General features: G+C 62.5%; 24 protein-coding genes and 1 pseudogene. 12 read left to right on the forward strand and 13 right to left on the reverse strand.

Translation table 11 applies throughout. The features are described 5' to 3' along the window. Positions 1-6: 6 nt before the first annotated feature. Genes QCE49_RS30670 through QCE49_RS30680 form a run of 3 tightly spaced genes read right to left on the reverse strand, consistent with a single transcriptional unit; the run spans position 7 to position 3,373 of the window. Positions 7-714, reverse strand: a complete 708-nt coding sequence (locus tag QCE49_RS30670) for an ABC transporter ATP-binding protein (RefSeq protein ID WP_249798690.1) — start codon at positions 712-714, stop codon at positions 7-9. Then, positions 711-1,496: an ABC transporter ATP-binding protein gene (locus QCE49_RS30675; RefSeq protein WP_250458010.1), complete on the reverse strand. Its 786-nt coding sequence runs from the start codon at positions 1,494-1,496 to the stop codon at positions 711-713. Before QCE49_RS30675 ends, QCE49_RS30670 begins: the two co-directional genes overlap by 4 nt. Next, entirely contained in the window at positions 1,493-3,373 is a 1,881-nt protein-coding gene (locus QCE49_RS30680) for an ABC transporter permease (protein WP_250458011.1), read from the reverse strand. Before QCE49_RS30680 ends, QCE49_RS30675 begins: the two co-directional genes overlap by 4 nt. A gap of 201 nt (positions 3,374-3,574) precedes the next feature. Here QCE49_RS30680 and QCE49_RS30685 point away from each other — a divergent pair, with 201 nt between their 5' ends. From QCE49_RS30685 to QCE49_RS30695, 3 genes are all read left to right on the forward strand, one after another. Next, entirely contained in the window at positions 3,575-3,766 is a 192-nt protein-coding gene (locus QCE49_RS30685; RefSeq protein WP_008352906.1) for a hypothetical protein, read from the forward strand. Between the two features lie 147 nt (positions 3,767-3,913). Beyond that, positions 3,914-5,248, forward strand: coding sequence for a glutamine synthetase family protein (locus tag QCE49_RS30690; protein WP_250458012.1), 1,335 nt, complete (start codon positions 3,914-3,916; stop codon positions 5,246-5,248). Between the two features lie 13 nt (positions 5,249-5,261). Next, complete coding sequence (locus QCE49_RS30695) at positions 5,262-6,638, forward strand: aspartate aminotransferase family protein (protein ID WP_250458013.1); 1,377 nt, start codon at positions 5,262-5,264, stop codon at positions 6,636-6,638. Here the strand turns inward: QCE49_RS30695 and QCE49_RS30700 are convergent. Together QCE49_RS30700 and QCE49_RS30705 are read right to left on the reverse strand one after the other, a co-directional pair. Further along, complete coding sequence (locus tag QCE49_RS30700) at positions 6,622-7,518, reverse strand: LysR substrate-binding domain-containing protein (protein ID WP_008352900.1); 897 nt, start codon at positions 7,516-7,518, stop codon at positions 6,622-6,624. The two genes, QCE49_RS30695 and QCE49_RS30700, sit on opposite strands and share 17 nt — an antisense overlap. A 67-nt stretch (positions 7,519-7,585) precedes the next feature. After that, entirely contained in the window at positions 7,586-8,539 is a 954-nt protein-coding gene (locus tag QCE49_RS30705; protein WP_250436036.1) for a 2-hydroxyacid dehydrogenase, read from the reverse strand. Positions 8,540-8,793: 254 nt separating this feature from the next. On the opposite strand from QCE49_RS30705, the gene QCE49_RS30710 reads away from it, so the two are divergent. Continuing rightward, positions 8,794-10,176 (forward strand): MFS transporter, encoded by a 1,383-nt coding sequence (locus QCE49_RS30710; protein ID WP_250458014.1) that lies wholly within the window; start codon positions 8,794-8,796, stop codon positions 10,174-10,176. Positions 10,177-10,228: 52 nt separating this feature from the next. Here QCE49_RS30710 and QCE49_RS30715 read toward each other — a convergent pair whose 3' ends face one another. After that, positions 10,229-10,864, reverse strand: a complete 636-nt coding sequence (locus tag QCE49_RS30715) for a TetR/AcrR family transcriptional regulator (RefSeq protein WP_008352896.1) — start codon at positions 10,862-10,864, stop codon at positions 10,229-10,231. Between the two features lie 151 nt (positions 10,865-11,015). Here QCE49_RS30715 and QCE49_RS30720 point away from each other — a divergent pair, with 151 nt between their 5' ends. The 4 genes from QCE49_RS30720 (at position 11,016) to folE (ending at position 12,923) form a co-directional block, all read left to right on the forward strand. Then, positions 11,016-11,447 carry a nuclear transport factor 2 family protein gene (locus QCE49_RS30720; protein WP_008352894.1) on the forward strand — a complete coding sequence of 144 codons (432 nt, stop codon included), beginning with the start codon at positions 11,016-11,018 and terminating at the stop codon, positions 11,445-11,447. A 14-nt stretch (positions 11,448-11,461) separates the two neighbouring features. Next, on the forward strand, positions 11,462-11,905 hold the full coding sequence (locus QCE49_RS30725; protein ID WP_008352892.1) for a VOC family protein: 444 nt from the start codon (positions 11,462-11,464) through the stop codon (positions 11,903-11,905). Positions 11,906-11,977: 72 nt separating this feature from the next. Next, the gene (locus QCE49_RS30730) at positions 11,978-12,181 is read left to right on the forward strand and encodes a hypothetical protein (RefSeq protein ID WP_008352891.1); all 204 of its coding nucleotides are present in this window, start codon (positions 11,978-11,980) and stop codon (positions 12,179-12,181) included. A gap of 91 nt (positions 12,182-12,272) precedes the next feature. Beyond that, positions 12,273-12,923 (forward strand): GTP cyclohydrolase I FolE, encoded by a 651-nt coding sequence (gene folE, locus QCE49_RS30735; protein ID WP_008352890.1) that lies wholly within the window; start codon positions 12,273-12,275, stop codon positions 12,921-12,923. 77 nt (positions 12,924-13,000) lie between these two features. Here folE and epsC read toward each other — a convergent pair whose 3' ends face one another. Then, positions 13,001-13,993 carry a serine O-acetyltransferase EpsC gene (gene epsC, locus QCE49_RS30740; protein ID WP_250458015.1) on the reverse strand — a complete coding sequence of 331 codons (993 nt, stop codon included), beginning with the start codon at positions 13,991-13,993 and terminating at the stop codon, positions 13,001-13,003. 111 nt (positions 13,994-14,104) lie between these two features. Beyond that, positions 14,105-14,338, reverse strand: coding sequence for a hypothetical protein (locus tag QCE49_RS30745; protein WP_008352888.1), 234 nt, complete (start codon positions 14,336-14,338; stop codon positions 14,105-14,107). Between the two features lie 287 nt (positions 14,339-14,625). Here QCE49_RS30745 and QCE49_RS30750 point away from each other — a divergent pair, with 287 nt between their 5' ends. Further along, positions 14,626-15,240: a DUF3005 domain-containing protein gene (locus QCE49_RS30750; RefSeq protein ID WP_175979519.1), complete on the forward strand. Its 615-nt coding sequence runs from the start codon at positions 14,626-14,628 to the stop codon at positions 15,238-15,240. 75 nt (positions 15,241-15,315) lie between these two features. Here the strand turns inward: QCE49_RS30750 and QCE49_RS30755 are convergent, their stop codons facing one another. Next, positions 15,316-15,468 carry a hypothetical protein gene (locus tag QCE49_RS30755; protein ID WP_008352886.1) on the reverse strand — a complete coding sequence of 51 codons (153 nt, stop codon included), beginning with the start codon at positions 15,466-15,468 and terminating at the stop codon, positions 15,316-15,318. A 152-nt stretch (positions 15,469-15,620) separates the two neighbouring features. On the opposite strand from QCE49_RS30755, the gene QCE49_RS30760 reads away from it, so the two are divergent. The 3 genes from QCE49_RS30760 (at position 15,621) to QCE49_RS30770 (ending at position 17,291) form a co-directional block, all read left to right on the forward strand. Further along, entirely contained in the window at positions 15,621-16,073 is a 453-nt protein-coding gene (locus tag QCE49_RS30760) for a hypothetical protein (RefSeq protein ID WP_175979520.1), read from the forward strand. Positions 16,074-16,180: 107 nt separating this feature from the next. Then, on the forward strand, positions 16,181-16,783 hold the full coding sequence (locus QCE49_RS30765; protein WP_175979582.1) for a short chain dehydrogenase: 603 nt from the start codon (positions 16,181-16,183) through the stop codon (positions 16,781-16,783). Positions 16,784-16,865: 82 nt separating this feature from the next. Continuing rightward, entirely contained in the window at positions 16,866-17,291 is a 426-nt protein-coding gene (locus QCE49_RS30770) for a GNAT family N-acetyltransferase (RefSeq protein WP_250458016.1), read from the forward strand. Here the strand turns inward: QCE49_RS30770 and QCE49_RS30775 are convergent. The 4 genes and pseudogenes from QCE49_RS30775 to QCE49_RS30790 form a co-directional block, all read right to left on the reverse strand. Further along, entirely contained in the window at positions 17,288-18,226 is a 939-nt protein-coding gene (locus QCE49_RS30775; RefSeq protein ID WP_250440726.1) for an SMP-30/gluconolactonase/LRE family protein, read from the reverse strand. The two genes, QCE49_RS30770 and QCE49_RS30775, sit on opposite strands and share 4 nt — an antisense overlap. Positions 18,227-18,254: 28 nt before the next feature. After that, positions 18,255-19,308, reverse strand: a pseudogene (locus tag QCE49_RS30780) (HipA domain-containing protein). Further along, entirely contained in the window at positions 19,308-19,607 is a 300-nt protein-coding gene (locus QCE49_RS30785; RefSeq protein WP_409017593.1) for a helix-turn-helix domain-containing protein, read from the reverse strand. Before QCE49_RS30785 ends, QCE49_RS30780 begins: the two are co-directional and overlap by 1 nt. Before the next feature lie 90 nt (positions 19,608-19,697). After that, positions 19,698-21,275: an aldehyde dehydrogenase (NADP(+)) gene (locus QCE49_RS30790; protein ID WP_250440728.1), complete on the reverse strand. Its 1,578-nt coding sequence runs from the start codon at positions 21,273-21,275 to the stop codon at positions 19,698-19,700. Positions 21,276-21,449: the final 174 nt, after the last annotated feature.

The raw sequence follows: 21,449 nt of genomic DNA on the forward strand, positions 1-21,449 counted from the left end.
GATCGTTTAAACACCGAGCAACTCGCGGCGCGCGGCATCGTCGCTCGCGAATGCGTGCATTGGGCCTTCATGGCGAATCTGCCCTTTTTCCAGCACATAAACGCGATCGCTGACGAGTTCCGCGAAATGCAGATTCTGTTCCGACAGCAGTATGGCGAGCCCTTCGCGCTTCAGTTCGAGAATCATATCGGCCATTTGTTCGACGATGACAGGCGCGACACCTTCCGATGGCTCATCGAGCAACACGAGGCGCGGATTGCCCATCAGTGTGCGCGATACGGTCAACATCTGCTGCTCGCCGCCGCTCATGCGGCTCGCGCGGCGATTGCGCATTTCGCCGAGATTCGGGAACACGCGAAAGAGCTTTTCGGGCGTCCACGATGGCGCATCTTCGCGCGGCGGCTGCCGGCCCGTGTCGAGGTTCTCCATCACCGTGAGATCGCCGAACACGCGGCGATCTTCGGGCACGTAACCCAGCCCCTTGCGCGCGATGCGATGCGGCGCCATGCCCGCGATGTCTTCGCCCATGAACGACACCGCGCCCGATATGCGCGGCAGAAGACCCATGACGGCTTTCATCGTCGTGGACTTGCCCGCGCCGTTGCGGCCCATCAGCGCGACCACTTCGCCTCGTCCGACTTCGAAGCCGACATCGAACAGTATTTGCGCGCGGCCATGGAACGCATTCAACGCATCGACTTTGAGCAGCGTCATGACGATGCTCCCGCATTCAACGCCGCACGCGGCGCATACGATGCGCCCGTGCCGAGATAGACCTCGCGCACGCGGGCATCGTCGCGGATCGCTTCGGCATCGCCTTGTGCGATGAGACGTCCGCGCGCGAGCACGATCAGCTTGTCCGCATGTGAAAAGACCACGTCCATGCTGTGCTCCGTGAACAGCACGCCGATGTTGCGCTCTTTCGCTAGACGCGCGGTGAGCGTCATCAATTCATTGCGTTCCTGTGGCGCCATGCCAGCGGTCGGTTCGTCCATCAACAAGAGCTTCGGATGATTTGCAAGCGCGATAGCAAGCTCGACGCGCTTCACGTCGCCGTATGCGAGCACCGCGCAACTGCGGCGCGCATGCATCGCCATGCCGACGAGACCGAGCAACGCCATCGCATCGTCTTCCCTCCACGATTCGACGCGCCCGAACAGCCTGTAGATGCGCCGCTCGCGCGACAGCAATGCCATCTGCACGTTTTCGAGTACGGTCATCGAATTGAAGGTCGCGGCGATCTGAAACGTGCGCGCGACGCCACGCCGCCAGATATCGCGCGGACGCATGCCCGCGATATCGTGACCGTCGAAGCGGATCGCGCCGGAAGTCGGCTTGAGCTGACCGTTGATCATGTTGAAGCACGTCGATTTGCCCGCACCGTTCGGACCGATGAGCGCGAGCAATTGACCGGCTTCGAGATCGAATGAAACGTCGTCGACGGCGTCCACACCGTCGAACGACTTCGAGAGATGCGCGACGGATAGCAGGCTCATTGCGCCTCCCTGAAAAAGCGCTCGCGCACGAAACCCGCGATGCCTTGCGGAAACGCGATGACGAGCACGAGGATCGCCGCGCCGAGCAGCGCTTGCCAGTAGTCGGTCTGACGCGCGACGGCATCCTGCAGCCAGGTGAACACGCTCGCGCCGACGATCGGACCGGCAAGCGTCTGGATGCCGCCGAGCAGGACCATCACGAGGCCGTCGACGGAGCGGCCGACGCTGATCGCTTCCGGCGAGATGTTGCCCTTCGAGAACGCATAGAGCGAACCCGCGAGCCCGCACACGAGCGCCGCGACGATGAACGCGGCCCACTGCACGCGCGCGACGTTCACGCCGATCGCTTCGGCGCGCAACGGCGAATCGCGACCGGCGCGCATCGCGAGACCGAGCGGCGAGAAAAGCATGCGCCGCAAAAGCCATACGCCGATGACGGCGAAGAAGAGCGTGAGGTAGTAGAACGCGACGGGAGACGATAGCCACGGCGACGGCCAGATGCCCAATATGCCGTTGCTGCCGCCCGTCACGGCATCCCATTGAAAGACGACGGACCAGACGATCTGCGCGAACGCGAGCGTGAGCATCGCGAGATACACGCCCGATAAGCGCACGCAAAACCAGCCGAACACGATCGCGCCGATGCCCGCAATCAGCGGCCCGAGCACGAGCGCGGCTTCCATTGGTAACGCGAATACCTTGAGAAACAGCGCCGCGCCGTATGCGCCGAGGCCGAAGTACGCCGCATGACCGAACGAGTGCATGCCGCCCGGTCCCATGATGAAGTGCAGGCTCGCGGCGAACAGCACCGCGATCATGATCTCGACGAACAGCACGGGCATGTACGGAAACGCATCGGCGGCGAGCGGCGCGAGCGCAAGCGCGATCACGGCGATGAACGCCGCGATCCTCATGTTTCGCATGGCGGGTAGCAAAGGCCGGTCGGCGGGCGCGGCGGAACGTGCGATCGTCTGCGGACGGCCGAAGAGTCCCCACGGACGCAGCACGAGCACGACCGCCATTACGACGAACTCGGCGACGAGCGTGAACTTCGACAGCGAGAAGCCGACGCCCATGATCGTTATGTTCCCGATGCCGATGCACATCGCCTTGATTTCGGCGATCAATAGCGCCGCGACGAACGCGCCCGGAATCGAGCCCATGCCGCCGACCACGACGACGACGAACGCATTGCCGATGGTCTCGATATCGAGCGAAAGATTCGCCGACATGCGCGGCACCTGCAGCGCGCCGCCGAGTCCCGCGAGCATCGCGCCGACGAAGAACACGCCGGTAAAGAGCCACGCCTGATTGACGCCGAGCGCGCCGAGCATCTCGCGATCCGCGCTCGCCGCGCGCACGAGCGTGCCCCAGCGCGTGCGCGTGAGCGCATACCAGAGCATGAACAGCACAAGCGGGCCGATGACGATCAGCGCGAGGTCATAGGTGGGCAACGCATGACCGAGCAGCTGCACCGCGCCTTCGAGATGCGGTGCGCGCGGGCCGAACAGATCTTCCGGTCCCCAAAGCCACAGCGCCGCATCGCGAATGATGAGCACGAGCGCGAACGTGGCAAGCAGATGAAACAACTCCGGCGCGCGATAGATGCGCCTCAGCACGCTCACTTCTATTACTGCGCCGATCGCGCCGACCAATAGCGCGGCGCCCGCGATCGACGCCCAGAACCCCGCGACGCTTTCGCCGAAGCGGCTCGCCAGGCTGTACGCGACATACACGCCGAGCATATAGAGCGAGCCGTGCGCGAAGTTGACGATGCGCGTGACGCCGAAGATCAGCGACAGTCCCGAAGCGACGAGAAAGAGCGCAGAGGCATCGGCGAGGCCGTTGACGAGTTGAACGAGCAGGTTGGAGAGCATCGGCTCTGTGAGCATTTCGGCGGAAAGAGCCGACATTATCGATGAATTGCGCAACCTTCTCGTGGCGCGACAGAAACATCCCGCGTGAAAACCACTGGAAAAAACGTATTGACGGCGTTTATGTCTCGTATATGCTCGCTGAAGGGCAATTGTCGGCATGGGCAATCGCTCTGCAAATCCACTCGACCAACGAGTCTTATCGTGAAAGTCCAAAGCCCTCTGGCACGCAGGAGCCATCACTCCCGCGCCGATCGCTGCGGCAAGCTTCCCGATCGCCGCTTCCTGTCGGTTCTGACCGTCCTCTCCCGCCGCTGCGTGCGGCGTCGCAACGCGATTTCCGCGCGCGCGTTCATCGCCGTGCATTGCGTCGGCGCGGCTTCGCTGCTGCCGTAGCGCCTCCTCTCGTTTTCTCCTCGAGCTGCTGTTGGTCCGCGCGCGTGCGCCCGCACGCGTGAACGCGCGCGTCCTGCTTCTTCGCGCATTCGCGATGCATCGCGAAGGCCGTGGACGCGTGCGCCCTATCGAAACGTGAGAACGAACATGGAACGCATCGACGAATTCCTGCGAAAACATCGCATCACCGAAGTTGAAGCGATCATTCCCGACATGGCCGGCACCGCGCGCGGCAAGATCATTCCGCGCAGCAAGTTCGAATCGGGCGAAGCGATGCGCCTGCCGCAAGCCGTGATGATCCAGACCGTGACGGGCGACTATCCCGTCGATGGCAGCTTCACCGGCGTCACCGATCCCGACATGGTCTGCGTGCCCGATCCCGCGACGATCCGCCTGATTCCGTGGGCCACCGATCCGACCGCGCAAGTCATCCACGATTGCGTGCATTTCGACGGCACGCCTGTCGCCATTTCGCCGCGTCGCGTGCTGCGCGAAGTGCTTCATAAATTCGCCGCCAAGGGCTGGCGGCCTGTCGTCGCGCCCGAACTCGAGTTCTTTCTCGTCGATATGAATCGCGATCCCGATCTGCCATTGCAACCGCCGGTGGGCAGAACCGGGCGCGCGGAAACGGGGCGTCAGGCGTACTCGATCGATGCCGTCAACGAGTTCGATCCGCTTTTCGAAGACATCTATGAATACTGCGAGATGCAGGAGCTCGAAGTGGATACGCTGATTCACGAAGTGGGCGCGGCGCAGATGGAAATCAACTTTCTGCATGGCGATCCGCTCAATCTCGCGGACCGCGTGTTTCTTTTCAAGCGCACGGTGCGCGAGGCCGCGCTGCGCCACAAGATGTACGCGACCTTCATGGCGAAGCCGATGGAAAACGAACCCGGTTCGGCGATGCATGTGCATCAGAGCCTCGTCGATGAAGAGACCGGCCGCAATCTCTTCACCAATCGCGAAGGCGAACCGACGGGGCTCTTTTATAGCTACATCGCGGGCTTGCAGAAATACACGCCCGCGCTCATGCCGATCTTCGCGCCGTATATCAACTCTTATCGCAGGCTATCGCGCTTCATGGCCGCGCCGATCAACGTGCAATGGGGCTATGACAACCGCACCGTCGGCTTTCGCGTGCCGCACTCGTCGCCGCAGGCACGACGCATCGAGAATCGCATTCCGGGCGTCGATTGCAATCCGTATCTCGCGATTGCCGCCACGCTCGCCGCGGGTTATCTCGGCATGACGCAACATCTCGAACCGACCGAACCGCTCGCGAGCGATGGTTATCGCCAGCCTTATCAATTGCCGCGCAATCTCGACGAAGGCCTCACGCTGATGGGCGCTTGCGAGCCGCTTGCCGAAATGTTCGGCGAGAAGTTCGTGCGCGCCTATCTCGCGCTGAAGGAAACCGAATACGAAGCGTTCTTCCGCGTGATCAGTTCGTGGGAACGCAAGCATCTGCTATTGCACGTTTGAAGGAGCCGACAACATGAACGATCGAATCGATTCGACGGCGCATTACCGCGCGCTCGACGCCGCGCATCATCTGCATCCGTTCTCCGATATGGGCGCGCTCAATCGCGCGGGCAGCCGCGTGATCGTGAAGGCCTCAGGCGTGTATCTGTGGGATTCGGAGGGAACGCGCATCATCGACGGCATGGCGGGCTTGTGGTGCGTGAACGTCGGCTATGGACGCCGCGAACTCGCCGATGCCGCACTGAAACAGATGCAGGAACTGCCTTACTACAACACCTTCTTCAAGACGACGCATCCGCCGATCATCGAGTTATCGGCGATGCTTGCCGATGTCGCGCCCGCGAAGTTCAATCGCTTTCTTTATTGCAACAGCGGATCGGAGGCCAACGATACGGCGCTGCGCGCCGTGCATCGCTATTGGGCCGTGCAAGGACAAACGAAAAAACGCTATGTCATCGCGCGAGCGAATGCGTATCACGGCTCGACGATCGCGGGCGCAACGCTCGGCGGCATGAGCTATATGCACGAGCAGATGCCATCGAAGATGGAGCATGTCGCGCATATCGATCAGCCATACTGGTTCGGTGAAGGCGGCGCGATGAACGAAGAGGAATTCGGCATTGCGCGTGCGCGTCAGCTCGAAGATATGATCGTCGAACTCGGCGCGGAGAACGTCGCCGCTTTTATCGGCGAGCCGTTTCAGGGCGCGGGCGGCGTGATCTTTCCGCCATCGACTTATTGGCCGGAGATCGCGCGCATCTGCCGCAAGCATGACGTGCTCTTGATCGCCGATGAAGTGATCGGCGGCTTCGGCCGCACAGGCGAGTGGTTCGCGCACGAGCACTTCGGCTTCGAGCCGGATGTCATCACGATCGCAAAAGGTCTTACGAGCGGCTATGTGCCGATGGGCGCCGTCGCGCTATCGGATCGCATCGCGAATGCAATCGTGAATGGCGGCGAATTCAATCACGGCTTCACGTATTCGGGGCATCCGGTCGCGGCTGCAGTGGCCGTGGCTAACCTCAAGTTGCTGCGAGACGAAGGCATCGTCGCGCGCGTAAAGCACGATGCGGGGCCGTACTTTCAAAAGCGATTGCGCGAAGCGTTAAGCGATCATGCGATCGTCGGTGAAATTGCGGGCACGGGGCTCGTCGCCGGCATTCAGCTTGCCGAAGACCGCGCGACGAAGAAGCGCTTTGCCAATGGCGACGATATCGGCACGATATGCCGCGACTTCTGTTTCGCGGGCAATCTCGTGATGCGCGCGAGTCACGATCGCATGTTGCTTTCGCCGCCGCTCGTCGTCACGCATGACGAGATCGACGAAATCGTCGATAAAGCTCGCGCCGCCATCGATGCGACCGCGCGCGCGATCACGCACGCCGCGTAGCGAAGTACTCCGCCGCCATGTGCCTAAACGCCGTGACGGCGGGATTGTCTTGATCGGCACGCCACGCCATGCTCATTTCGGCCTGAACGGCGTTGCCCGCAATTTCCCTGAACTCGACACTGTCGTAATGAAACCGTTGCGACGATGCGGGCAGAATCGATACGCCCAGCCCTGCACGCACGAGCGAAAGAATGGTCGGCGTCTGATCGATGTATTGCGTGAAGTGCGGCTTCACTTCATCGGCGACGAGCATGCTCATGATGCGGTCGTAGAAGTATTTGCCGTGCGTGGGCGAATGCATGATGAAGGGCTGCTCGTGCAACTGCGTGAGTTCGAGCCGGTCGAAACGGCACAGCGCGTGTCCCGCAGGCAATGCGACGATCATCGGCTCGCGGTCGACGAGAAGAAACTCCACTTTCTGCCGCGAAGGCAGCGGCCGCATGAAGCCGAGATCGATCGCGTTTGCCTCGAAGGCTTCGATCTGCGCGACGGAAATCATCTCGAGCAGCACGACGTCGATATCGGGCAAATCGCGCTTCGCAGCGACGAGCAGTTCGGGTATCAGCTCATAGCCCGCCGCGCCCGTGAAGCCAATGCGTACGCGCCCGGTCTTGCCCTTGCTCGCGCGCCTCACGGTGCTTTCGGCTTGCTCGGAAAGATTGAGCAGGCGCGTTGCATCGGCGAGAAACACGCGCCCTTCGGTCGTCAGCTTGACCGTGCGCCCGACGCGCTCGAACAGCTTCACGCCGAGGTTTTCTTCGAGCAGATGAATCTGTCTGGAAAGCGGCGGCTGCGTCATGTTGAGCAGCGCGGCCGCGCGCCTGAAGTTCAGTTCCGTCGCGGCCGCAACGAAGCAACGTACTTGTCCGAGATCGAGCATTCGTAATCGACGTTGAGGTGATGGCCGATCATTATATGTTCGCCCCGGACGCGTTCATGCGCGTGCGTCAGGTCGTGAGGCTGCCTTCGGGGCGCTGTCCCGCAAGAGCCTGAGCGAGACTCGCGAGCACCATCTCGCCCATCGCCGTGCGCGATTCGACCGTTGCGCTCGCGCGATGCGCCTGCAGTACGACGCGATCCATGCCGAACAATTCGGCCGGCACATTCGGCTCATCGACGAAAACATCCAGGCCCGCGCCCGCGATCACGCCACGCGACAGCGCTTCGACGAGATCGCTTTCCTCGACGAGCTTGCCGCGCGCGATGTTGATGAGATAACCGTCCTTGCCCAACGCATCGAGCACGGCCGCATTAACGATGCCCTTCGCTTTATCGGCTGCAGCGGCGAGCACGAGAATGTCGCTTTCGCGCGCAAGCGACAGCAGATCGGGCACGAAGCGATAGTCGATATCGTCCATCGCGCGTACATCGGTATAAGCGATCGGACAACCGAACGCGGCGGCGCGTTGCGCAATCGCGCGGCCCACCTTGCCGAGGCCCACGATGCCCACGCGCTTGCCGCTGAATCGGCGCGACAACGGAATCGCGCTCGGGCTCGGGTTGTTCACCCACTTGCCGGTCTTCACGAAATCGTTGCCGGGGCAGATCTCGCGCAGCGTGGTCAGGATGAGACCGATGGCGAGATCGGCAACATCTTCGGTCAACGCGCCGAACGTACCCGTCACCGGCAACCCGCGCGAGCGCGCGAATTCGAGGTCGACGGCATCGGTGCCGACGCCGTTCACCGCGATCACCTGCAATGCAGGCAAGCGTTCGATGAGATCGTTGGCGATGCCCGTATGTCCGCCGGTAATCACGCCGCGAATCGAAGCGCCGTGTTCGCGGATATACGCGTCCTTGTCTTCCTGCTCGAACAGCCGATGCATCGTATAAAGCGCATTCAGCTTTTCATTGATGGCCGGTACGAGGATGGGATTGAGTTGCAGAATGCTCGGCTTCAATTCGCGTGCTCCATGGTGTTCGTTGCGATGTGGAGCGGATCATGTCTGCTTTCGGCGATAACGTCCAATCCCAAAACGCTATCAATTGATCCACGAATCGACGCATTGCATGCCGCGCTTCGATCGATTCAATCCGGGAATCAGGTAATAGCAATAAAAGATTGGACGCTCTTGTCCACGCTCCCCACAATTCGAAGCATCGGAAGGCACATCGACAATAAAGCCTTGCACATAACATCGGAGACAACAGCGCAATGAACAACGCTGACGGCATCGTCGCTTCCTCGAAAGCGGAACCTGTTGCGGAGAAACACACGAAACACCGCTGGGTCGTGATGGGACTGATCTTCTGCATCTGGGCGATCGCGTGCGCGGATCGCGCCAACTTCGGCATCGCGCTGCCGTATCTGAAGAGGGAATATCACATCACCAATACCGAGGCCGGTCTCATCGTGAGCCTGTTCTCCTTCGCTTATGGCTTCGTGCAGATTCCCGTCGGCCTCCTCTACAAGCGACTCAGCGAAAAGACCACCGGCCTGCTGTTTTCCGTCTTCATGATTCTCACGTCGGTATTCACCGGATTGATGGGCACGACATCGTCGGTGTTTCTGCTGATGGCGTATCGCGTGGGTCTCGGCTTGTCGGAAGGACCGCTCGGCATCGGCTGCACCAACGTCATCAACCGATGGTTCCCCGCAAAGGAAAAAGGCACGGCCACCGGCCTGTGGATCGCCGCATCGAAGCTCGGGCCGCTGATCGTGCCGTCGGTGTGCATCATCGTGATCCAGTTGTGGGGATGGCGCGAGATCTTCTATGTGTTCGCGGTGCCGGGCATTCTGCTCGCCGTCGTATGGATGTTCTTCGTGACGAACTCGCCCAGCGAGAATCGCTTCTGCTCGCCCGCCGAGCGCCGCTACATCGCCGATGAAACGACCGTCGGCAGCAACGGCGGCAAGTCGCTGTCGCGCGCGCGCATGACGCCGATGCCCCGGCTCGACGCTATCAATCGCACGAAGCGCGTGCCGCAGCTCGAAACGATTCGCCAGGTCTTCGGCTCGTGGAATATCTTCGGCATCGCGCTGGGCTATGGCTGCATGATCGGCATCAGCAACATCTTCATCTCGTGGATTCCCACTTATCTCGTGACAGTGAAGGGCTTCGCTTCGGTGAAGATGGGCTTCCTTGCATCGGCGCCTTTCATCGGCGCGGTGACGGGCAACATGCTCGGCGGCATCATCTCCGATCGTCTGCTTGGCGGACGCCGCAAACCGATGATGATGCTCGGCGCGCTCGGCACGATGCTGATGACCTTCCTGCTGATCGATGCGCCCGACAGCGTCGCCTATCTCGGCGCGGCGCTGATGCTCGCGGGCCTGATGCTCGGCATCGGCTTCGCAGGCTACTCCGCGTATCCGATGGGTCTCGCAACCAAGGCCACCTATCCGACGGCGTTCGGCATCGTGAACTCGGTCGGACAAATCGGCGGCGCCTGCGCTCCGCTCGCGGTCGGCCTGCTGCTCGACAGCTATAACTGGACCGCGGTCTTCCTGTACATGGTCGGGACCGCGACGCTGTGCCTGCTCTTGTTGCTCAGCGTGGTCGAACCGATAACCGACTCATCGGAACCGGCGAAATGAAATTCAGTTGATTCGATGATGCTTCGCGCCGCTCCGTGCGGCGCGATTTCTTTCAGAGACCGCCCTCGACCATATCGAGAAGCCGCTCGGCAAGCGGTTCGATCTGCGTGCGCTTCAGCCCCTGCAAAGGGCCTTCGATCAGCAAGAGCGCGAAGCCGTGCACCGCGCTCCATGCTAGATATTCCGCTTCGGGCCGGCGTTTCGCTTCGAGCGCGCCCGCCTCGACCATGTCGTCCAGCGCGCGGCTCAGCAACTCGAACGGATCGAGACCGCCCGGCCCCGCGCCATAGGTTTCCTCGTGTTCCGTCCATTCCGTTTGCGGCGCCGCGAACGCCGTGCGAAACAATCCCGCTTCCTTTTGCGCAAAACGAAGATATCCCGTGCCGATGGCGCGCAAACCCGCGCGCGCCGCATCGGCACGGCGGCGCTTCTTCGGGCGCGACGCGAGTTCCTCTTCCATTGCTTGCGCGACGAATGACAGCGCCGCCGAGCGTACCGCCGATAGCAATTCCTGACGGCTCCCGAAGTGACGATAGGCCGCGTTCGGCACGACGCCCGCCCGGCGCGTGGCTTCCCGCAAGACGATCGCGTCGGGGCCGCCTTCGCGCGCGAGTTCGATTCCCGCATCGATCAGCGCGCGTCGCAAATCGCCATGTCGATAGGTGCTGCGCGGCTTGCCATTTGTCATTTTGATTCGTGTGACTTCGATTATGTGGACACTGTTCATTATCTCTGCTACTTTTTGTGGACGGTGTACACAACACAAAAAATAGTTCTGCATCGGTGTTTGCCGTTGCATTGTCACGACGCGGCGGCATCGTATGCGAAAGGAGGTTCGCATGGCGAATACAAATGATCGTACGGATCCGCATGACGATATCGCGCGCATCCGCGAAATGATCGAGGCGTGGCGGCAGGCAGTGCTGGCGAAAGACGTCGATACGCTCGTCAGCCACTACGCGCCGGATGTCGTCGTGTTCGACGTCGTGCCGCCCGCGTCGATCAGGGGCATCGAGCACTATCGCGAGAACTGGCGGCGCTGGTTCGACAGCATGAAAGCCCCGCTCTCATTCGAAATGCGGGAAGTGGAAGTCGCCGCGAGCGGCGATCTGGCTTACGCGCACTCCGTCAACCGCGTCGCCGTGGGCGAACAGGAGGACATCGTGCGCGCGACCGTGTGCTTCAGAAAGATCGATGGCGACTGGCGTGTCGTGCACGAGCACGCATCGGTGCCGCTCATGATGGATATGGACCCTGACGAAACGTCATAACTCAAGGAGCAGTCATGCAAGTGCAACCCTATCTGTTTTTCGAAGGCCGCTGCGAGGAAGCGATCACGTTCTATCGCGAGAACCTGGGCGCGCAAGTCGTCATGATGATGCGCTTCAGCGAAAACCCCGACGCCGGCAAGGCCGAAGCCGCGAGCGGTTGCGGCGTGCCGTCGGGATCGGAAAACAAGATCATGCATGCGGCATTCACCATCGGCGATTCAATGGTGATGGGCTCCGACGGCATGTGCAGCGGCAACACCGAATTCAAGGGCGTATCGCTTTCGCTCACGGCCGATGACGAACAGCAGGCGGAAAAATACTTCAACGCGCTATCGAACGGCGGCCAGGTGCAGATGCCGATGACGCAAACCTTCTTCGCCAAGCGCTTCGGCATGGTGACGGACAAATTCGGCGTCAACTGGATGGTGCTCGGCGGCGTCGAAGGTCAGCCGCAATAAGCATGCGACGACCGTCCGGCTGGAACGCGGCTTGCGCGCCTTTCATCGCATCAATTCGAAAGGAGGCGCACCATGAGCAACTACGCCGGACGTTCTCAGGAAGACCGTATCGCGCAACGCAAGGGCAATAAGCAGACAGCGCAGGAACAGCCGGGCGGGAACATGGCCGAACCCGGCACGGAGCCGAACAAGGACCATAGCAGCGGCGTGCTGACGGAAGAAGGCAAGCAGGTGTGGCGCACGGGTTCGGGCATCGACGGTGGGGGAAAGACCTGACATCCGTATCGGCCTTCTGAAACGTGAAACAATGGCGGGGTGCCAAAAATATCGCATGTACTATTTGCACCTTGACTCATAGGAGCTTTCGATGAGCGCCCCGCGCAAAAACAATCTTTCAGGTTCGGACATGCCTGCTGATGGAGCCGATCGTCCGACCCGCGAGGAAGCCGAAGCCGCTGTCCGTGTTCTGTTGCGCTGGGCGGGCGACGATCCGCGCCGCGAAGGCCTGCTCGATACACCGGGCCGCGTCGTGCGCGCATATGAAGAGTTTTTTGCGGGCTATACGCAGAATCCGCATGACATCCTCGCTCGCACGTTCTCGGAAGTGCAAGGCTATGACGAAATGATCGTCCTGAAGGACATTCGTTTCGAGAGCTATTGCGAGCATCACATGGTCCCGATCATCGGCCGCGCGCATGTCGCTTATCTGCCGAACAAACGCGTCGTCGGCATTTCGAAGCTCGCGCGTCTCGTCGACGCCTTCGCGAAGCGTCTGCAGATTCAGGAGAAGATGACCGCGCAGATCGCCGATACGCTGAACGAAGTGCTGCAGCCGCTCGGCGTCGGTGTCATTCTGGAAGCCGCGCATCAATGCATGTCGACGCGAGGCGTGCACAAGGCGGGCGTGTCGATGGTCACCTCGCGCATGCTCGGCTCATTCCGCGACGATCCATCGACGCGTCGCGAGTTTCTTGCCATCGTCGGCAATCAGAATGCGTTCAGCGTGTCGAATACGTAAGGCCGCCGCAAGCAAAGCGCACGCGCGAACGCAAACGCAAACGCAAGCAAACAAAAAAGGGCCTCGCGGCCCTTTTTTCATGCGCCGAATCCGTTGCCCGGCGTGCCCGGTCCCGAACCTTCGCGAATCTTCCCCTGCGATACGTTGCTGCCCGACGGCACGCTATGCGTGAGCCACACATTGCCGCCGATGACCGAGCCTTTGCCGATGGTCACGCGGCCGAGAATTGTCGCGCCCGCGTAGATGACGACATCGTCCTCCACGATCGGATGCCGTGCGTTGCCTTTGACGAGCGCGCCATCGCTCGTCGAAGGAAAGCTCTTCGCGCCGAGCGTCACGGCTTGATAGACGCGCACATGCTGGCCGATCACCGCCGTCTCGCCGATCACGACGCCCGTGCCGTGATCGATGAAAAAGCTCGGCCCGATGGTCGCGCCCGGGTGAATGTCGATGCCCGTCAGCGAATGCGCGATCTCGTTGATGAAGCGCGCGAGCAAGGGCACGCCGAGCTTGTGCAACGCATGCGCGAGACGATGATGCGTCATCGCCCAGACGCCCGGATAACACAGCAGGATCTCGGTGATGTGCTGCGCCGCCGGATCGCCGGTGAAAGCAGCTTGTATGTCGCTTACGAGCAGCGCGCGGATATGCGGCAACTGCGCGCCGAACTCGCGCGCGATCGCGAAGGCTTGCGCGGAGAGATCGGCTTCGCTCGTATCGCGATGTTCGGGCAGGAAGCGCAGCGCGCGGCGAATCTGTTCGCGCAACAGACGCAAGTTGGTTTCGAGCGTTTGCCCGACATAGTAGTCGACGCTTTCGTCGGTCAGATCGGGCGCGCCGTAATGCGTGGGAAAGAGCGCCGAGCGCAGGCCGTTGACGATCCCGACGATGGCCTCGCGTGAAGGCAGTTCACGTATGCCGAGCGGATGCCGCGTGCGATGAAGCTCTTCGCGCGACTGGCGCAAGTCCGCGACGATGCGGGCGAGGCCCCATTCCTGAGGCGTGTCGAGCGCGGTGTCGCGGGATGTTTCGAGCGGCGGTACTGCGCCGAACGTGGGCATGTTCTGCATGTCGGGCAAGAAGCGAGGGACGGATTAAACGACAAGCGTAACCGGTTTTGCGAAAGCCTGCCGTCCGGCCGATCGCGCACCCGCGTCCCCGATGCTCGCGCGGAACATCGCTCAGGCTGTGACGTTGCTTGCGTCGATCCAGCGCACGGCCCAGTCGCGCGCGTGCGCGATGGCTTCGCCTTCGTTGCGGAATCGCAGCTCCGAAGGAAAGAATCGGTTCGCGACGAGCTCGCCATCGCTCGATCGCGAGATCACCACGTACGGCTGGTAGCTGCCATCTCCGGCCCGGGCGGGCGCGCAGTTTAGAAGGTAGCCTCGATGTGAAAAGGCTGCATCGTGTTGCATGAGTCACCTGTGTGAAAGTGCCCTGCTCGTTCGAATCGCATTGCTCTTTTTCGACGGCAAGGTAACGCGCCCTCCTGATTGCTCGAGTTTCGCGTATTGCGCTTTGCCGCCGACAGGTTCCAAATAATACTTGCAGGAAATCGGCTTGGGGTCGAAAAAAGGCCTGAAATTTTAAGTATCTCCGAAGGCGCTCTCCGGCAAGGCTCGCGGTTCCGTCGCCAAATATCCGGAACGAGTCTTGCGTGAGGGCTTGGTCAATTCAGGTCCAACTGCAACGGAGCAATGCGATGAACAACGCTGAATCAAACGATCCGCAGAACAAGCAGAAGGAGCAGGTCGCCGACAGTCCGATCAAGACGCCCGGCGCGGAAACCGCTCACGTGAAGATGAGCGATGCGAACAAGGCCGCAGCGGGCGGCGAAGCGCACGCGGGCGCGGGCGCCGGTGCGAAGACGGAGACGACGAAGGCAGGCATGCATGTCGGCCCGCAAGGTCTCTATGAGAAGCCGCCGCGCGGCGTCGATGTCGCCAACGACGACGGACTCGACGACACCGTCGATGCCGACGCGAAGAGCATTCATGCGCGACGCGAAGCGGAAATGCTCGCGCGCGAGCCGGATTCCGTCATCACTTCGAATGCGACGACCGTGAACTTCGTACCCGAACCGGGCGATGGTCTCGGCGGCTTCGACAGCCGTCCCGGCCGCAATGGCGTGTTGCTTGCGCTGGAGCGGGGCTATCGCCTGATCGATCGCGGCATGGTCGCGCCGACGGTCCCCGAGGTCGAAGACAAGGTGCGTTTCGAAGGACGCGATCCGCACGGCCACACCTTGCGCGGACGCAAGCACTACGCGCTGAATCATCTGCGTCCGTCGCGGCTCTTCGAGCTCGAACGGAAATGAGCACGACCGCCGTCGCGCATAAGCAAAGAGCCGCATGGACTATGCGGCTCTTTTTACTTGCGTGGGCTTCGCGCGTTACTTTTTTTCTTCCTTCTCGTCATCGGTTTCGATGCGGGTCACGCCGCCCGTTGCAGGCGGATCGCTCGCGGGAAACGTGTCTTCGACTGCCTTGTCGAGATCTTCGTCGTCACGTTCCGAATGCGGATTCTGTTCCTTCAGATTGCCCATCGTCTGCTCCTTTGCTCGTTGCTAATCGACGTAATGCGAAGCAACGCGCGTTCCTTGAGCGTGGCACGGCGTATGCTCAGGGACACGGCGAACGAAGCGCCGCAGCGCAACATACATCGCCGGCGCACGAGAGTCGATAAAGGGGAAACCACATGACGACCCACGCATACGACGGTTACACGCAAGAGACCGAAGAGACCACGCAACTTGAACCGGCTACGCGCCACGCCGTTACGCCCGAGCAGCGCTTTACATCGGCGATCGCGTGTCTCGGCGCGGCCTGGGCGCTGTCATGGGCCGAGTTCGCATTGACGCTCGCCATCGGGCTTCCAGGCGATGCATCGAGCCATCCGCTCGCCGCGATGGTCGCGTCGCGGGTGCTCGTCGGCCTGCTCTATGTGTGCGTTGCATCACGCCTGCAATGGGCGCGCTGGCTGACCGTCGTGCTCGGATTCGTGTCCGTCGCCCTCGTCGCGCCGACCCTTGCGCTGCAATGGCATATCTTTCCGGCGGCCGCGTTCGTCTGCGGCGTCGGACTCGTCTGCAAGTTCGCGGCGTCGCTCTATCTTCTTTCGCCGATGCCAGGACGCCTCGCGACGCACTAGCCATTCGTAACTCGCGGTTTGCAATCCTTGAAGCGGACGCGGCTTTTTCGCGCGTCCGTCCGCTCGCACAATGCATGACCACCTTCAACGTCATCCATGCGAGCCCGATCATGAAAATCGCTGTCATTGGTGCAACCGGCACGGTCGGCCAGGCGGTCGTCGCCGAATTGAAAGCCCGTCACGAAGTCATCGAAATCGGTGCGACGCGCGGGGCGCATCGCGTCGATCTGCTCGATCTCGACAGCATCAGAAAGCTCTTCGAAACCATCGGCAAAGTGGATGCGATCGTCGCGACCGCCGGTCACGTGCACTTCGGCCCGCTCGTGAAGATGACGCCGGAGCAATTCCGTCTCGGTCTCAACGACAAGCTGATGGGCCAGGTCAATCTCGTGCTCACCGCGCGCGATTACCTGAACGACGGCGGCTCGTTCACGTTGACGAGCGGCATCGTCGGCGCGGAGCCGATTCGCGAGGGCGCGAGCGCGGCGGCGGTCAACGGCGCGATCGAAGGCTTCGTGCGCGGCGCGGCGATCGAACTGCCTCGCGGCCTGCGCATCAACGTCGTGAGTCCGACGATGCTCGAAGAGGCGCGCGAAAGCTTCGGCCCGTATTTTCGCGGTTTCGAGGCCGCGAGCGGCGCGCGCGTGGCGCTGGCGTACAGCCGCAGTGTCGAGGGCGCGGAGACGGGGCGCATCTATACCGTCCACTGACACTTGCGCGCGCGAAGTGTGCATGGAGCGCGACGCATCGATCGCTTATGCTCGGCGCTTCGAAAAACTCATGGAGCGCGCGATGCAATGGACCCGGGACGGCTATCGGCTGAGCACGGACATCGACGAATTCGACTTCGATGTCGTGCATCGCTATTTGAGCGAAGTGGCGTACTGGTCGCCGGGCATCGCGCGAGAAAAGGTCGAGCGCGCCGCGCGTCATTCGCTCGCGTTCGGGCTCTTTCACGGCAACGCGCAGATCGGCTATGCGCGCATGATTACCGACACGACGACATTCGCCTATCTCGCGGATGTGTTCGTGCTGCCCGAGCATCAAGGCGCGGGCCTCGGCACATGGATGATGCAATGCGTGATGGCGCATCCCGATCTTCAGGGGCTGCGCCGCATGATGCTCGTCACGTCCGACGCGCACGGGCTCTACGCGCGCTTCGGCTTCGCGGCGAGCCAGCATCCCGAGCGCATCATGGAGAAGATCGGCAAGGCTTAACCGCCTTTCACGCCTTGCGTATTGACGTAAAGCGCATAGAGCCCGTGACTCGCCGCCATGAACAACCGGTTGCGATGCCGTCCGCCGAAGCACACGTTCGCGCAACGCTCGGGCAAGTCGATGTGGCCGATCGCTTCGCCTTGCGGCGTGAAGACGCGCACGCCGTCGAGTTCGGCGTCGCCCATGCCCCAGCCGCACCACAGGTTGCCGTGAATATCGACGCGAAAGCCATCGGGGGTGCCGGGGCCCGCATCGATGAGCGGGCGCGCCTCGCCTAGCCTGCGGCCGCCGTCGAGCACGTCGAACGCGTAAATCTTGCGCGGCGTCGCGCGCGATTCCACCACATACAGCACCGATTCGTCCGGCGAGAACGCGAGACCGTTCGGGCCCACGAAGGCGTCGATCATCATCGTGATTTCGCCGCTCTGGCCATCGACGCGATAGACGCAGGGCTTCAGTTGCGCCTCGTTCTTTTCGCCTTCGTAGAAACCGTCGATGCCGAAGGTCGGATCGGTGAACCAGATCGAGCCGTCCGACTTCACGACGACATCGTTCGGCGAATTGAGCGGCTTGCCGGCGTAGCGATCGGCGATGACGGTGATCGAGCCGTCGTATTCGGTGCGCGTCACGCGCCGCGTCAGATGCTCGCAGCTTACGAGCCGGCCTTCGCGATCGCGCGTGTTGCCGTTCGCGTTGTTCGACGGCTTGCGAAACACGCCGACTTCGCCGCTCTCTTCGTCCCAGCGCAGGATGCGATTGTTCGGGATGTCGCTCCAGAGCAGATAGCGGCCGTCGCCGAACCAGACCGGCCCTTCGGACCAGCGCGCGCCCTGATACAGACATTCCACCGACGCCGATGCGATGCGCAGTGCATTGAAACGCGGGTCCAGCACGCGCACGGCGGGGTCGGGATAGCGGCGGTCGGGGTGGGTCATCTTTCTTGTCTCCGGTTGGGGGTTGTCTTCACGGTTCGCCGGCGGCCACGCCGGTCAACTCGGCGATCGATCTGTTCAGCCCATCGAAGATACGCTCGGCGACCCGAGGCGGAAAATCGCCGGGCAATTGCGCTGTCACTTCGTCGATGACCGTCGGCGCGCGTTCGATGATGTGCCGGATGGTCGGCTCCGCGCTGTCGCCGAAACCGCATCTCTGCGCCATCGCGTCGAAGTGCCGGCGCTTGATCTCGCGAAACGCGTAGCGCCTGCTCGCACCGGGGATGGCCATCGCCAGCTTCGCCTTGTCCCACGACCATTGGTTGGCGCCGTCGCCTTCCACTGGCCGGATCGACATGACGTCATAGAGCGGCGTGAGGCGGTATTGTCCGCCCCTCGCCAGAAGAATGCTGAAGTTCTTCGCGTGACCGTCGGGCGCGGCCAGCAGCCAGAACAGGATCTGCGCGCTCACGAGCGTTTGCACGTCACGGCGCGCTTCGGTCGACTGTTGCAGCACGCGCGCGAGATCGCGTCGGCGTCGCGCCATGGGGCTTGAGCCATCGTCCGCCGTGCCGCAGCAGCGCGGTCTTTTCCTGCGCGCCCGCGAGCGAAATGCGGAAGTCGTGGTCATGGTCGGTGCCCAAGGGCATGCCGCCGGCCACCTGATTCAGCAGGCTTTCGACGTCATCGTCGCTGAACGGCGTTCCTTCGATGCTTTCGATGTCTTTCGGCGCTTCGTCGTCGGCAAGCAGTTGCACGGCACCGACACAATCGCGACCGATGGCCCGCAGCAAGTCGAACGCATCGGCGCTGTCGGTCTGGAAGCGCTGTGCGATGCGGCGGCGAATCGGCTCGCTGTCGGGCGGAAGATTGTCGAAGTAGTTGAGCACGGCGTCGCCTTTCAGCGGCGCGCCGTCGAGACCGATCGGCAGCGACAGCGAGAGCGGACGTGCCTCGTCCGAGCGAATCCACTCGGTGTCGTATATGAGTTCCGCCGGTCCGCGCGTAGGCAGATTCCACGTTGCCACGCGCTTTCCGTTGGCCCATTCGGACAACGCGCGGGAATGAAGCCGACGCCCGGCCATTACCAGTCGGCCTCGTTTGCTTCGATCAGCGACGTGTCGGGCCGGGCCTGCACCAGCAACTGGAGGCCGTAGACGCCGAACATCGCGAGGAGTTGATCGAGCGTCAGCGAGCTTGAATCGCGCTCCAGGGTAGAAAGCCGGCTTTGGCTGATGCCGAGGCGCGCCGCCGCCTGCGTCTGCGTCCGTCCGGCCTGCTTGCGGCCGGCCGCGAGCACATGGCCCATCTGCGCGACTGTCACGATAACTTGTTGCATGGCGCGAAATATCTGTGTGGCGAATAAAAGCAGTTTATTCGCCACACAGATAATCGGCCAACTACAAACCAGAGCGAGTATCTGCGAGAAGAATAAATACCGTTTATTCGTCCCGCAGATATTCGATGCCGGCGCTCAGTTCGGCCCCAGCTCTCCATCCCTCAGACGCCACAAGTTCAATGGATTGTCGTCCGCCAGCGCAGCCGGCAACAGCGCCGCCGGCAGATCCTGATAGCACACCGGGCGCAGGAAGCGCTCGATCGCCATCGCGCCGACCGACGTGGAACGGCTGTCCGATGTGGCCGGGAACGGCCCGCCGTGCACCATCGCGTAGGACACTTCGACGCCCGTCGGAAAACCGTTCGCGAGAATCCGGCCCGCCTTGCGCTCGAGCACCGGCAACAAGCGCCGCGCAAGCTCGACGTCGCCCTTTTCCATCAGCAGCGTCGCGGTGAGTTGGCCTTCGAGATGGCGCGCGACGGCGATCATCTCGTCCTCGTCGCGGCAAATGACGATCACCGACGTCGGTCCGAAAATCTCGCCCGACAGTTGCGGCTTGGCCAGAAATTCCTCCGCATTCACGCGATACAGCACCGGCAGCGCGCCGCTCGGTGCGTCGCCCTTCACGCCGGTCGCGATATTGCGCGCGCCGGACGCGTCGCGTTCCTGGATCCCGCTCGCGTAGGCCGCGGCGATCTGCGCGGTGAGCATTGTCTGCGTTTCCTTCTTCATGATCGCGGTGGCGGCCAGATCGATGAAGTCGTCGAGATCCGGCCCCTCCAGCGCGATCACGAGGCCCGGATTCGTGCAGAACTGGCCGACGCCGAGCGTCACCGAATCGATGTAAGCCGCCGCCAGCGTGTCGCCGCGCGCTTCCAGCGCGCCCGGCAACGCGAAAACCGGGTTCACGCTGCTCATTTCGGCGAAGACGGGAATCGGCACCGGGCGTTTCGCCGCGATATCGACGAGCGCGAGCCCGCCGCGCCGCGAGCCGGTAAAGCCGACGGCCTGAATCGCCGGATGCGCGACGAGCGCCTCGCCGATCGCATTGCCCGCGCCGACGACGAGCGAAAACGTGCCCTCGGGCAAGCCGTTGTCGGCGACCGCCTTCTGCACCGCGCGGCCGACGAGTTCGGATGTGCCGAGATGCGCCGGATGCGATTTCACGACCACCGGACAGCCCGCCGCGAACGCCGAGGCGGTATCGCCGCCCGCCACCGAAAACGCCAGCGGAAAATTGCTCGCGCCGAACACGGCGACCGGGCCGAGCGGAATCTTTTGCAAACGCAGGTCGGATCGCGGCAGCGGTTTTCTGTCCGGCTGCGCGGAATCGAGCGTCGCCGAGAGCCAGCGGCCCTCGCGCACGAGCGATGCGAAGAGCCGCAACTGCCCGACCGTGCGGGCGCGCTCGCCTTCGAGACGCGCCTTCGGCAGCGCGGATTCGGCCATCGCGCGCTCGATCAGCGTATCGCCGAGCGCGATGATGTTGTCCGCGATCGCTTCGAGAAACTGCGCGCGCGTTTCGAACGGCGCGTGGCGATAGTCGTCGAACGCCGCTTCGGCCAGCTCGCATGCGCGCGCGACTTCCGCCGCGCCGCCGCCGCCGAACTCGGGTTCGAGATCGGCGTTGCGCGCGGGGTCGAACGCGCGGAGCGTGGCATCGGTGCCCCGCACGGCCGATGCCCCGATCAGCATCTCTCCGGTGATCTTCATTTCAGCTCCTCATCTCTTGTTGGCGATGGGCGGCGAGCGCTAGGCGCGGCCGCCCGCTAAAGCGAGTGACCCGCGCCCCGCGCAAGCGTTCCGCGCGAGGCGTGCGAGTGGTCATCGAGAGCGGTGAAGCAAATGCGGTGCGCGGTCGAAGCCGAAGCGAAAACCGGTCTTGCG

Source organism: Caballeronia sp. LZ008, from assembly GCF_031451435.1.
Taxonomy (GTDB): Bacteria; Pseudomonadota; Gammaproteobacteria; order Burkholderiales; family Burkholderiaceae; genus Caballeronia; species Caballeronia zhejiangensis.